Genomic DNA, 13828 nt, shown 5'->3' on the forward strand with positions numbered 1-13828 from the left:
GACGTTTGAAGCGATAGACATCGGTCTTTCCAACTTAATAGCATGACAAAAAAACTGATCTTCGGCCTTTTTAGCCTGATTTTATTGAGCTTTACTTCCTGCAAAAAGGACCCGGAACCAACCACGAAAGCGGATATTATTGTTAATAAGCCCTGGAAACTTACTCGGGTAACGGATACCAATGGTACCACGATCGTAGAGTCCCGTTTAGGAGTGGCTACTCAGGCCATCTTCGGCATGACCATCGAATTCCTTAGCAATAACCGTGTCCGGGCAGTCGATCTGAAAAGTGGTCAAGTCCTGAATGGCGGTACCTGGTACTTGAAAGATGACGATACGAATATGTCCATCGAAGTAGTGGGCTTTACGGGAAATTTCAAGGTCATTCAGTTAACGACCACTGCTCTAATTCTCCAGCAGTCAAACGTTCCAGTGGATGGAAAACAGCAGGCGGCTAATCTGGAGTTTGGGCATGAATAACCAGCATGAGTGAATACAGCCAGTACATTACTACTAATGAAAAGCCAGGGGTGAAGCCTTTGGCTTTTTCTTTTGCCCTGACCTTGCAACTTTTGCGGGGTTAACCATTGAAAATCTATTAATTTGCAGCAGTTCTAGTATATCTCTAAACCTAATGAAAGCATTTTATATCCCTTTACTTTTTCTGGCTTCACATGCGTTATTGGCTCAGCCCACCAAACTTCAAAGCGAATATCTAACCAATCCTTTAGGCATTGATACGCCGCAACCGCGACTAACCTGGCAGTTGCAGGATACCCGCAAAGGAGCTCGCCAGACCGCCTACCAAATTTTTGTAAGTACGGATTCCGCTCAGGTTCAGAAAGGCGAAGTCTGGAAAACGGCTAAAGTGGCGTTTGTTCGAAATCTGGTTACCTATGAAGGCTCTGCTTTAAAACCATACACTAAATATTACTGGGCCGTTCAAACCTGGGATCACGACGGAAAACCTTCGGGACTGAGTTCAATTGCAAGTTTTGAAACGGGACACATGAACCAGCAAAATTGGCAAGGCTCCTGGATTTCAGATGCTCGTGACGTAACCATCAAACCCGCTCCGTACTTTCGGAAAAGTTTTCAGACGACAAAACGGGTGCGTTCTGCCCGGGCCTATATTGCGGCGGCGGGTTTGTATGAACTGTATCTCAATGGTCAGAAGATTGGTAATCATCGGCTTGACCCCATGTATACCCGCTTTGATCGTCGAACGTTGTACGTAACGTATGATGTAACGAAGCAAATCCAGGAAGGTAAAAATGCAGTGGGCGTTTTACTTGGCAATGGCTGGTATAACCACCAGTCAACGGCTGTGTGGTATTTCCATCAGGCTCCCTGGCGAAGCCGACCTTCCGTTTGCGTTGATCTTCGGGTAACGTATGAGGATGGCACCACGGAAACGATTTCAAGTGATACTTCCTGGAAAACGGCATTGAGTCCGGTGATCTTCAACAGTATCTATACCGCTGAGCATTATGACGCTCGTAAAGAGCAAAAAGGCTGGCATACGGCTGCGTTCGATGATTCTAAATGGAAAAATGCAATCAATCGTCCGGCTCCTTCCCTTCACATTGTAGCTCAGGCCCTGCATCCGATTCGGAACGTAGAGGCCCTGCGTCCGGTAAGTATGGTTCATCTCGATGATACTACCTGGGTATATGACTTTGGGCGAAATATTTCGGGCGTAACCGAGTTGAAGCTGAAAGGAAATGCCGGAACTATGGTTCGGTTGAAACACGGCGAGCGTTTGCTGGAGAATGGTCGGGTGGATTTGTCGAACATTGATGCTCATTATCGCCCTACGGATAACACCGATCCTTTTCAGGTGGATGTCGTAACCTTGAGTGGCCGGGAAGATGAGTTCATGCCAAAATTCAATTACAAAGGGTTTCAGTACGTCGAAATAACGTCCAAAAATCGCGATCTCGACTTAACTCCCGCAAACCTGATGGCCTATTTCATGCACAGTGATGTGCCCCCAGTAGGGAAAATTAGCTCATCAAATCCGACTCTGGATAAGTTGTGGTGGGCGACGAATAACTCGTATCTGTCCAACCTGTTCGGTTACCCAACCGATTGTCCGCAACGGGAAAAAAATGGCTGGACGGGCGACGGGCAAATCGCGGTTGAAACGGGTTTATATAGTTATGATGGCATCACTATTTATGAAAAATGGCTGGCCGATCATCGAGATGAGCAACAGCCCAATGGCATCTTGCCCGCCATTATACCAACCAGCGGCTGGGGCTACGATTGGGCCAATGGTCCTGACTGGACCAGTACAATTGCCATCATTCCCTGGAATTTATACCTGTTTTACGGCGATAAAAAACCACTGGAGGATAACTACGAAAACATGAAGCGTTACGTGGATCACATCACAGACATTGCTCCCAATGGCTTGACGAGCTGGGGCTTGGGTGACTGGATACCCGTGAAGTCTCAATCACCCGTGGAATTAACTTCCAGTATCTATTATTTCGTTGATGCTACGATTGTTTCCAACGCTGCGGGATTGCTTGGTAAACCCGCTGAGCAGCAGTTGTATGCATCGCTAGCCAAAAAAATTCAGGATGCAATTAATGACAAATACCTGAACAAAGAAACGGGCTTGTACGGCTCTGGATTGCAAACGGAACAGGCCGTTCCGTTGCAATGGGGCGTTGTTCCTGAAAATCTGAAAAGCAAAGTAGCCGCTCATCTGGCGAAACGAGTAGCAGCGGACGGCAATAGTCTGGATGTGGGATTACTCGGTACCAAAGCTATTCTTAATGCTCTGAGCGAAAATGGTTATGCCGATGTGGCTTATACGTTGGCTTCCAAAGAGACGTATCCGTCCTGGGGCTGGTGGATTAAAAATGGTGCAACGACGTTATACGAAAACTGGGATATTCAGGCCAAGTCTGATATTTCACTGAATCACATTATGTTCGGGGAAATTGGAGCCTGGTTATATAAAGGGTTAGGAGGTATTAAGCCCGATCCAGAAAATCCCGGATTCAAAAATGTGTGGCTGCGACCTAATTTTGTGAAGAATCTTGATCGGTTGGAAGCTGAACACGAAGGTCCTTACGGTAAAATCGTTTCTTCCTGGAAACGTTCAGGAACGATCATTGAATATAAAGTAACCATTCCTGCCAACAGTACGGCTTCTGTATTTATTAATTCCAAAAAAGTAAAACTGGATGGAATGCCTATCGTTGGAACGGACAGTAAACAGGGATTCCGATTACTGACCGGAAACTATACGTTTCTGATTGAAGAATAGAATGTAAGAGACTTTCTAAAAATAAGAGTTAAATAAAGTAGGAATTCTCTCCCTACTTCGGGAGAACCGTTTTAGGAATAGTTTATATAGCAATAATCTATTATCCAGAGTGAAGCGAAGGAGCTCGATGTTTGTACCCCGGATTTCATCCGGGGCTATCCAGCCTGGGGCTACCCGTGTTCAACCCCTCCGGGGTTATTTGTCGTAAGACTATTTTAACAATGTTAACAACAACCCCGGAGGGGTTAAATGTAAATAGCCCCGGATGAAATCCGGGGACACTATGAGGACACGGTTGGCATCTAAGGCTATTTCATACTTTATCATCAGCGTCTGTCATCCAGAGCAAAGCGAAGGATCTTATGATCTTTTTCGAGTTTATTGGGTCATACGGTAACTTGACTAAACCCGCCCCATTCCTCAGAAGGTCTCTCACTTCGTTCCCGCAGTCGCTCGGCTCTGGCCGAGTGACTACGTAGCTATAGGCCTCTGGCCGGTAGGATGCGAAAGAGTAGGGAGTCAGGGAACCCAATCCAAACAGGCTTGCAAACATCGGCCAGAGGCCTGCCAAGCTAAATCGTCACTCGGCCAGAGCCGAGCGACTGCGAGGTCGCCATAAGGTCTTCGATTATAACTTTTAACTTAATAGTCAACGCCCCGAAAATTCAAAACTTTCGGGGCGTTGCCAGTACTAAAAGTTGCTAATTCCGATAAATTCCGTCCTCTTCCAGGCGAATAATTCGCTCCCGATACAAGGCCCCAATGGCTTTCTTGAATGCTTTCTTGCTCATTTCCAGCGTCGCATAAATCACAGCAGGATCACTGCTATCATTTAAAGCCAGAAAGCCATTCTGCTCTTCCAGTTTTTTAAGAATCTTTTCAGTGTTAATATCAACGCTTTGATAATATCCCTGAGGTTGTAGCGAGAGATCAATAGACTTGTCTACTCGAACTTGTTTGATAAATGCCTTTACTTTAGTTCCAATCGTGAGCGGCTGGAAAACCTCATTATAATAAAAAAGCCCCCGGTAATGGTTATCGATAATTGCGTTATAGCCCAGATCGCTGCGTTCGTAAATCAGACATTCTACTTCGTCGCCCGGAGCAAAGGGAATGCGGTCGTATTCCAGATACTGACCCACTTTACAAGTACCAATCAAGCGATCCGTTTCTACGTCAGGCACCAGCCCCACGACAACGGATTCACCTTCTTCCAGCGGATGATTTTGCTCACTGAACGGAACCAGCAGATCTTTCTCAAGTCCCCAGTCCAGGAAAGCCCCGAATTTACTGACAGACTTAACCGTTAATAAACCGAACTCGTACAGTTCCAACTTGGGTTGAAGCGTCGTGGCAATCAGACGATCTTCTGAGTCACGGTAAATGAATACCTCCAGAGCGTCTCCTTCTTCCAGATTTTCCGGGATGTATTTGTTAGGTAACAGAATTTCGTCTTCACCATTACCCATAAACATGCCAACGCTGGTTAGTCGGAGGGCGGTGAGTGTATTTTTTTTTCCTACAGTAATCATGCAATGTATAAAAATGGAAAGTGGCTTTCCGAGTCATGCTTCATTTTACAGACTACAAAGGTCTTAAACTTTAATGAGCTTCTTACGCGATGAACCCTTTAAAACAGGAATAATTGTAGAAACCTAATTGCGTATATATATATACGTTCGTGTTTTTAGGTATTGTACTTCATAGGACAGTATAAAAGGCAGGTATAAACGTCTAGTTATGCTAATTGATTATCAGAAAATTGCAATCGTATATTCGTATTGTGTCAAAATAACGCATTCTATGCTTAGATTTAAACAAAAAAAATAATTGAATTTAATAATTATCTATGCACATACAATCAGAGAAAAAATTACTTTTGTTCAGTTCTTAACCGAAATAATACTAAATGCCATCCTCAGAAAAATCATCATTGCATCTGGATCAAGAGCTATGGAGCCGATTCAGAGGGGGAGATGCAGGTGCTTTTTCGGATCTGATGAGGCGATATTCCCGGCTTTTGTTTAGATACGGTAGCCGACTTTCACCTAACAGTGATCTTGTTAAAGATTGTATCCAGGACATCTACTTTGACCTCTGGGAACACCGAGCCACGATCAGGGAAACGGTCTCGGTAAAACCCTACCTGTTTAAAGCCTTACGTCTTCGCATTTTCCGCGAACAGGGAAAATGGAATCGCTACGAAAATCTGGAAGATGAAATGCCTTTTTCAGTTGAGTTTTCGGTTGAAAATCAATTGATTGAGATGCAGGAGACGGAAGACATGAAGGAAAAGCTCCAGAAGCTACTAAACACTCTACCCAAACGACAAAAGGAAATTCTATACCTGAAATTCTACGAAGAACTGAATCACGACGACATAGCCAAAGTAATGAATATGAACCGGCAGTCGGTATATAACCTTATGCATGAAGCCATTCTACGGCTGCGTAAAAATTGGTATTCTTCCTGCACTTATCCTGCTTTAATACTAGCTCTCGGCGGAATCATTACTTTTATTTTACATTAAGTATTAATACATACTATGCTGATTTTCAGCAGTTAATATAACTGTCTTTAAAAATTTGTAACTTTTTTGACATTTTTTTACACTTTGACCAGTAGATTTTTGATCAAAGCGGATATTACTGACAAAGACGGGTAAATAATTCTATTCAATCAATGAAAAATTATAATCATTACGAAATAGAAGATTTCCTGATCGACGAAACTTTTGCAGATTGGGTACGCGGCGTACAAAACGAATCGTCGGAAGAATGGGAAGAATGGCTTAGACAAAATCCTTTTAAACAACCACTAGTTCATGAAGCACAAATACTCTTTCAATCTATTCAGGTAAAGCCCGGTCACGATATTGAAGATCATGAAGTGGAAAACATGATTTTTGATATGCAGCAACGCATACAACCGCCCCGGAGGATAGGCCGCTGGCCGATGATACGAGTAGCTGCCGGACTGTTTTTCATGGTAAGTGTAGGAGTGGCAGTAGGGGTTTATTTAAAAAAAAGTGATCGAGCGACAAGTGCTTACCAGTATCTGGTTTCAACTAGTAGTCAACCGTTGATCGAGCGAAAAAATACAACAGGAGCGTCCATTTTTGTTCATTTGCCTGATCACAGTTCAGTAGTATTAAAGCCAGGTGCCCGGATTAGTTTCGACCCGGCCTTCAAAGGACAGCAGCGAGTCGTGTATTTGGAAGGAGAAGCTTTCTTTGAAGTAACTAAGAATCCGGATCGGCCTTTTTATGTGTATGCTAATGACTTGGTTACTAAAGTATTAGGGACAAGTTTTGTGATAAATGCCGAACCCGGAGGAGAGAAAGCCAGCGTGGCGGTTATGACGGGGAGAGTTTCTGTATTTTCAAGAAACGGACATGAGACGAAAGTAACGAAACACGCTGAACAGTTAGCCGTTGTGTTAACTCCGAATCAGCAAGTAGAACATCACTGTGGCGACTCCCGCTTATTGAAAGGAATTGTTACTAAACCCCAGTTAATTCAAAAGAGCGATCAGGTTTCAACCTTTGATTTTTCGGATACCTCTTTAACGGAAGTTTTCGCAAAACTGGAAAAAGCCTACGGCGTGCGGATTATATATGACGAAGAAACGATGGCCAAGTGCCCACTGACGGCATCGTTCACCAATCGGCCCCTGTTTGAAATGCTAACGATTATCTGTAAAGCAGTAGAAGCTCGTTACGAAGTCCTGGATGGACAGATTATCGTGTATGGCCGAGGATGTTAAATGAATTACGATCAATTTCCTAATACGACTTTTCAAACTCTATAAAAAACCTGCATCTCTTGCCTATGAAATAAAATTTGACCGCTTTCAGTAAAAAAAATCGGCAGTGTTACCAGCACCGCCGACCCTAATTTTCTCCACTTCTCACTGCCAGGTGAACAGCAACTTCCGAAGGGTTGCCCGTGGATTCTTTTTGCCGAATCGCATTTCAACAAAACACCTCAAAGGTATGAAAAAAAATAAACGGCTAATGTTAGCATTCATGAAGATTGGTGCCGCACAACTGGCACTTGCCACATCTTTAGTGGGTGCGAGTTATGCTCATCATAGTATTGCTCAGGATGTTCTGAATAAAAAAGTAACACTGAACATTCAGGGACAATCCATGAAGGATGCCTTAAAAACCGTAGAGCGTCTTGCCAATGTAAAATTTGTATATAGTTCACAATTAATTCAGGCTAGCCGTAAGGTAACCATTTCAGTAACGAACGAGTCATTAAATCGGGTGCTGTCGCAATTATTACAGCCCTATAACCTGAATTATGAAGTATCGGGTGGTAACATTATTTTAAGCCGTAGCATCACCAATATTCCCGTACATAACTCTTCTGGAACGAGTGCTTCACGGGTCATTCCAGCAGTGGTGATTACGGGTAAAGTAACAGACGAAGCCGGAGCCGGAATTCCCGGAGCAACGGTTCGCCTGAAAAACTCTACGGCGGGTACCAGTACAGATGCCGAAGGTAAGTTTTCGTTGAACGTTCCAGATTTGACCGGTACACTTGTCGTCTCCTCGATTGGGTACACACCCAAAGAAGTTGAAATCAGTAATCAGACGAATCTAACGGTTATCCTAGCCAGTAACTCGCAGGAGTTAGGTGAAGTGGTGGTGGTTGGTTATGGTACGCAGAAGAAATCAGATTTAACGGGTGCGGTATCGGTTATCAACGTTTCTCAGTTAACGGAACAACCATCGCCGCAGGTAACCAGTCAGCTTCAGGGACGTGCTTCCGGGGTGACGGTATTAGGTTCTGGTCAGCCGGGTGAAGCCCCTCAGATTCGGATTCGGGGTATTAACAGTTTTGGCAATAACGCTCCTTTGTATGTAGTAGATGGCGTTCCCACTCAGAACATCAACGATATTAACCCTAACGACGTTGCGTCGATGCAGGTGTTGAAGGATGCGGGTTCGGCTTCCATTTACGGTTCTCGTGCTGCCAACGGCGTGGTCATCCTGACCACGAAAAAGGGTAGTGGCAAAGTAAAAATTACGTACGACGCCTATTACGGAACGCAGCGAGTGAAGAGCGGTAACGTTTGGGATATTCTGTCTCCTCAGGATATGGCTAATCTGAAATTCAGAGCTTTACGTAATTCTTCTTCTAATGCAGTAAAGGATGATATGTATGGTAATGGTCAGGATCCTGTACTTCCAAACTATATCGTTCCCACCGGGGCGAATACTGTAGACGAATCAACATATTATGTAAATCCTAATTACACTAATTCTGACGATTTTAATTCATTCAATCGAATTGTAAAAGCAAATAAAGGAGGTACTGACTGGTTCCATGAAATTTTTAAACCAGCTTCGATCCAAAGCCATAACGTAGCGGTAAGTGGTGGTGGGGCTCAGGGTAACTATCTGTTCTCGCTGAACTATTTCAATCAACAGGGCACCCTGTTAAATACTTATCTGAAACGTTACACTTTACGTTCTAATAGTACATTCAATATTAGTGATAAGGTTCGGGTAGGGGAAAATCTGGCCTTTGCTGTTACGGACAACCGTCGGGTTAACTCCTCAACAGAAGGTAGTGCAATTGGGATGGCTTTCCGGATGCAACCCATTATTCCAGTGTATGATATTCGTGGTAATTACGCAGGATCATATGGCTACCAGTTAGGTAACGCGAAAAATCCGGTAGCTATTCAGGAACGTGCTCGTAATAATAAAGGTCTGCAAACGCGTCTCTTTGGTAACATGTACATTGAAGCAGACATTTTTAAAGATCTCGTAGCACGAAGCAGTTTTGGAGGTGAGGTTTTCTCAGGAGCATTTAACTCCTTTGCTTATCCTGAATACGAGAATTCCGAGAACGTAACCGTTAACTCATATACGGAGAACACGTTCGCTGGATTTAACTGGACCTGGACTAATACCCTGACCTGGTCTCATAACTTCAATAACACGCATGATCTGAAGGTATTAGTAGGTACGGAAGCGTATGCTAACCGGGGCCGTAACGTGGGTGGAACCACGACGGGTTATTTCTCGTTCGATCCCGACTTTACCAACCTGACTTCGGGTTCAGGAACACCTACGAATTATAGTTCACGTTATGCTGATGCCTTATACTCTTGGATTGGTCGTGTAGACTATAACTTGTTAGGCCGTTACTTATTAAGTGCAACCGTTCGTCGGGATGGTTCTTCTCGATTCCTGAAAACGCAATATGGGGTATTCCCGGCTGTGAGTGCGGGCTGGAGAATTTCTCAGGAAGAATTCATGAAAGACATTAGCTGGATTACGGATCTTAAAATTCGTGGGGGCTACGGGGTCATGGGTAACCAGTTGAACGTAGATCCTGCTAATGCGTATACGACGTATGGAGGGGTCCGTGGGCAATCGTATTATGACATGACCGGAAGTGGTAATACTAACGTTTTTGGTATTCAGCGTACCAGAATTGGTAACATTGATGCGAAATGGGAGCGGAATATTAACTCTAACATCGGTATTGATGCCACGTTGTTTAATGGTGCGTTGGACGTAACGGTTGATTATTACCGTAAAGACGTTCGTGATCTGTTGTATAACCCAGAATTAGCGGGTGCCGTTGGTCAGGGTAGTGCTCCTTTCGTGAACATTGCCAACATGAAAAACTCTGGAGTTGACCTAGCTGTTACCTGGAACAAGAAGATTACGGGTGACCTGACGCTGAATCTGACAGGAACACTGACCACTTATGACAACAAGATTCTGAAAGTGTCGAATGGTAGTAACTATTTCGATCAGGAGGGACGTCGTTTTAACGGTAGTAACATCGTCCGTAATGCCGTAGGTCACTCGATTGGACAGTTTTACGGCTATAAAGTAGAAGGCTTCTGGGATTCTCAAAGTGAGATTGATGCGGCTAACGCAAAAGCTCAGGAAGCTACCGGAAACGCATCCGCAGTCTATCAGGACGCAATCAAAGTGGGTCGTTTCCGGTATGCTGATGTGAATGGAGATGGTCAGATCACGGATGCAGACCGTACGTTCATTGGTAATCCTAACCCTAAATTTAGCTACGGTCTGAATATCGCTTTAAACTACAAAAACTGGGATTTTGGAATGTTCCTTTACGGGGTTCAGGGTAATGACATCTGGAATAACGTAAGATGGTGGACGGACTTCTATCCAAGCTTTGGCGGTGCCAAAAGCCGTACGGCCTATTACGACTCTTGGACTCCTGACCACATGAACGCAAAAGCTCCCATTCAGGAAAATACTGGTTCCTTTAGTACCAACCAGGTTCCCAACTCTTACTACGTAGAAAAAGGAGCCTACCTCCGGGCGAAAAATGCTCAGATCGGCTATACATTACCAGCCGCATCGCTGAAAAAACTGGGTGTTCAGAAATTACGGGTGTATTTACAGTCAGCCAACCTTTTTACAATTACCAAGTATTCGGGCTTAGATCCTGAAATTGGAACGACGGTTAACACTAATAACAGTTCAGGCGGTAGTAACAACCAGTCATTTGCTACGACAACGTCCTTTGGTATTGACGAAGGAGTTTATCCCAACCAACGCCAATTCATTTTAGGTCTGAATTTGTCATTCTAAACAAACGTGAAGAACTCGATGAAAGCATTCAAATATATCCAGGTGACGGCTGTTTTAGCCACTTGCCTAAGTACGTTCTCCTGCAAAGATTCATTTCTTGATCAACCCGTATTAGGGGCATTGAACGATACGCAGTTGACAAATAAAGCTGGAGTTAATGCACTCCTAATTGGGGCCTACGGGGTTCTGGATGGTAATGGTGCAGGTGCTGCCAACGCCTGGGATGCGGCTCCGGGCAACTGGATTTACGGTAGCGTGGCGGGTGGCGATGCCCACAAAGGCAGTGATGGAGCGGATCAGGGAAGCATGAATGACATCATGCAATACACGCAAAACGCCAGTAATGGTTTCTTCAATAGCAAATGGAAAGCTAGTTTTGAAGGGGTTAATCGCACAAACATTACTCTTTTTTACATTAAAAAAGCACAGGATTTAACAGCGGCAGAAGCAAAAACAATAGAAGCTGAAGCTCGTTTCTTGCGGGCACATTATTACTTCGATTTGAAAAAGATGTTTAATAATGTGCCTTGGGTTGATGAAACTACCACAGATTATGTTAACCCTAATCCCGCAGATTTCAACAAAGCTAATACAACGAGTATCTGGCCTAATATCGAAGCAGATTTCAAATTTGCCTTCGATAATCTCCCAACCACTCAGTCGAATGTAGCCCGTGCTAATAAGTGGGCAGCGGGAGCATACCTGGCTAAAACGTATTTGTACCAGAAGAAATATCAGGAAGCAAAAACCATGTTTGATCAGGTAATTGCGAGTGGTGTTACTTCCAATGGTTTGAAGTATGGATTATCGGACCGATATGAAGATAACTTTGATGCGGCAACAAAAAACAACCTGGAATCGGTATTTGCAGTTCAAATGGTGGCTAAGGATGGAACAAACTCAATTGATAATTCCAATATTGGTCAGATGTTGAACTTCCCTTATAATAGTCCCTTCCGTTGCTGCGGGTTTTATCAGCCTAGTCAGGATCTGGTAAACTCTTTCCGTACGGATGCTTCAGGTTTGCCTTACGTGGATGATTATAACAGTAATCCTGTAAAAAATGATATGGGTGTGAGTTCGAAAGATTCCACCTTCACGCCTGATAAGCAGCAGTTAGATCCACGCCTAGACTGGACCGTAGGTCGTCGTGGTATTCCTTATTTGGATTGGGGCAAACATCCCGGTCAAGACTGGATTCGGAGTCAGCCTTATGCGGGGCCTTATTCTCCCAAGAAAAATGTATACTGGCAGGCTACTCAGGACAAATATGCCGACCAAAGTTCCTGGGCTCCTGGAACCGCTATCAACGTGCTGATCATCCGTTACGCTGACGTACTACTGATGGCTGCCGAAGCGGAAGCTCAGTTAGGGAACCTGTCAAAAGCTCAAGATTACGTTAATATGGTACGGGCTCGTGCGGCTAAGCCAGAAACCTTAGTGTATAGCTACGTAAACGATAAGGCTCCTCTGTCGGGCTTCTCTTCTACGCCTGCCGCTAACTACAAAGTAGCTCAGTACCCCGCCGGGGCCTTCGCAGGATACGGAAAAGACAAGGCCCTCCGTGCGATCTATTTCGAGCGTAAAATCGAATTAGCGATGGAAGGTCACCGTTTCTTTGACTTATCCCGTTGGGGTATTGCGGAACAGACGCTGAACGCCTACATCGCATACGAAAGCAAAATTACTACGGACTTAACGGGTGGACGTTTCACGGCTCCTAAAAACAACTATTTCCCTATTCCTCAGCGTCAGATCGACTTGTCAACAGTAAATGGCACTCCGACTCTCACGCAGAACCAAGGTTATTAATCATAAGGTTAATGTAATCGGACAGATAGGCAGCACCTTGCTGCCTATCTTCTTTTAGAGTAGGTTTTGGGTTTAGCGTTTTGAGTTGAGTGTTAAATAAAACTCTAAACCCAAACATTTGAACACAAAACCCTAAACTCAATCTCATGAACACACGTCGAGGTTTTTTGAAGAGTGCTGGTCTGATGCTGGCTGGTAGCTCGCTTTACCCATTGCTGAGCAGAGCCGAGGGGTTAGGTAGTGCATTCGTAGCAAAGCCCATCGGAATTCAGTTGTTTACGGTGTTTGAACCCATGAATCAGGACCCGAAAGGAACGCTGAAACAGATCGCAGCTATTGGATATAAGGAAATAGAATCTGCGTTTAGCAGTCGGGGAGGGTATTACGGCTTTAAGCCCAAGGAATTCAAAGCAATCGTAGAGGACTTAGGCATGAAATGGCGTTCGCACCATGCCCTTGGAGCCCCATTTAAACCCCGCCCCGGTATGAAAATGCCGGTGGGTAAGGATGGCAAGCCAATGACGTTTCCACCTTCGTTAAACCTAAAAGAGAACTATCAGCAACTGGCCGACGAAGCGGCTGAGGCAGGATTAAATTACCTGGTGTGTGCCAGTACGCCCGTGGCTACGATGGAGGAAATCAAGAGTTCGATTGAGGTTTTCCAGAAAGCAGCCGAAGCAAGTAAAAAAGCGGGAGTTCAGTTTGCGTACCATAACCACGCCACAGAATTCGATCCCGTAGAAGGAGGGAAGACGCCTTATGAAGTAATCCTTTCGCAAACGAGTCCTGATTTAGTGAAAATGGAACTGGATTTAGCCTGGGCCACCAAAGCGGGCAAAGACCCGGTAGCGATTTTTAAAGAACATCCCGGACGCTTTCCAATCTGGCACATTAAGGACATAAAATCCGATTTGAAGACCATTACGGAAGTAGGTAATGGCGTGGTTGACTTCAAAAAAGCGTTTAGTGCTGCAAAGATTGCCGGGTTAAAGTACTTTTTTGTTGAACAGGATTTGGCTCCTTCGATGGATAACGTAAAAATCAGTTTTGACCATTTGTCGAAGATTCTGGCTTAAGAAGAATTGAATGTAGAAAATCCCGTCTAACTTCCCCACTAGACGGGATTTTTCGATGGT

Annotated in this window: 8 protein-coding genes; 7 read left to right on the top strand and 1 reads right to left on the bottom strand. The window is 44.4% G+C overall.

Annotation, left to right across the window (positions count from 1 at the left end; translation table 11 throughout):
• The first annotated feature begins 42 nt into the window (after positions 1 to 42).
• Entirely contained in the window at positions 43 to 480 is a 438-nt protein-coding gene (locus QE390_RS16215) for a hypothetical protein (protein ID WP_106634920.1), read from the top strand.
• 154 nt (positions 481 to 634) lie between these two features.
• Positions 635 to 3283: an alpha-L-rhamnosidase gene (locus QE390_RS16220; RefSeq protein WP_307142912.1), complete on the top strand. Its 2649-nt coding sequence runs from the start codon at positions 635 to 637 to the stop codon at positions 3281 to 3283.
• A gap of 701 nt (positions 3284 to 3984) precedes the next feature.
• On the opposite strand, the gene QE390_RS16225 is transcribed toward QE390_RS16220, so the two are convergent.
• Complete coding sequence (locus QE390_RS16225; RefSeq protein WP_307142913.1) at positions 3985 to 4815, bottom strand: S1 RNA-binding domain-containing protein; 831 nt, start codon at positions 4813 to 4815, stop codon at positions 3985 to 3987.
• 377 nt (positions 4816 to 5192) lie between these two features.
• Between QE390_RS16225 and QE390_RS16230 the strand changes: the two genes are divergently transcribed.
• The 5 genes from QE390_RS16230 (at position 5193) to QE390_RS16250 (ending at position 13768) form a co-directional block, all read left to right on the top strand.
• Positions 5193 to 5813, top strand: coding sequence for an RNA polymerase sigma factor (locus QE390_RS16230; protein ID WP_307142914.1), 621 nt, complete (start codon positions 5193 to 5195; stop codon positions 5811 to 5813).
• A 152-nt stretch (positions 5814 to 5965) separates the two neighbouring features.
• Positions 5966 to 7048, top strand: coding sequence for a FecR family protein (locus QE390_RS16235; RefSeq protein ID WP_307142915.1), 1083 nt, complete (start codon positions 5966 to 5968; stop codon positions 7046 to 7048).
• Positions 7049 to 7277: 229 nt separating this feature from the next.
• Complete coding sequence (locus tag QE390_RS16240) at positions 7278 to 10880, top strand: TonB-dependent receptor (protein ID WP_307142916.1); 3603 nt, start codon at positions 7278 to 7280, stop codon at positions 10878 to 10880.
• 18 nt (positions 10881 to 10898) lie between these two features.
• Complete coding sequence (locus QE390_RS16245; protein ID WP_307142917.1) at positions 10899 to 12692, top strand: RagB/SusD family nutrient uptake outer membrane protein; 1794 nt, start codon at positions 10899 to 10901, stop codon at positions 12690 to 12692.
• 146 nt (positions 12693 to 12838) lie between these two features.
• Positions 12839 to 13768, top strand: coding sequence for a sugar phosphate isomerase/epimerase (locus QE390_RS16250; protein WP_307142918.1), 930 nt, complete (start codon positions 12839 to 12841; stop codon positions 13766 to 13768).
• Positions 13769 to 13828: the final 60 nt, after the last annotated feature.

The organism is Siphonobacter sp. SORGH_AS_1065 (assembly GCF_030818595.1).
GTDB lineage: Bacteria > Bacteroidota > Bacteroidia > Cytophagales > Spirosomataceae > Siphonobacter.

Excerpts from the sequence above, each read along its gene's own strand:
- QE390_RS16225 (WP_307142913.1), bottom strand. The coding sequence starts at position 4,815 with ATGATTACTGTAGGAAAAAAAAATACACTCACCGCCCTCCGACTAACC.
- QE390_RS16235 (WP_307142915.1), top strand. The coding sequence starts at position 5,966 with ATGAAAAATTATAATCATTACGAAATAGAAGATTTCCTGATCGACGAA.
- QE390_RS16250 (WP_307142918.1), top strand. The coding sequence starts at position 12,839 with ATGAACACACGTCGAGGTTTTTTGAAGAGTGCTGGTCTGATGCTGGCT.
- QE390_RS16230 (WP_307142914.1), top strand. The coding sequence starts at position 5,193 with ATGCCATCCTCAGAAAAATCATCATTGCATCTGGATCAAGAGCTATGG.
- QE390_RS16245 (WP_307142917.1), top strand. The coding sequence starts at position 10,899 with ATGAAAGCATTCAAATATATCCAGGTGACGGCTGTTTTAGCCACTTGC.
- QE390_RS16240 (WP_307142916.1), top strand. The coding sequence starts at position 7,278 with ATGAAAAAAAATAAACGGCTAATGTTAGCATTCATGAAGATTGGTGCC.
- QE390_RS16220 (WP_307142912.1), top strand. The coding sequence starts at position 635 with ATGAAAGCATTTTATATCCCTTTACTTTTTCTGGCTTCACATGCGTTA.
- QE390_RS16215 (WP_106634920.1), top strand. The coding sequence starts at position 43 with ATGACAAAAAAACTGATCTTCGGCCTTTTTAGCCTGATTTTATTGAGC.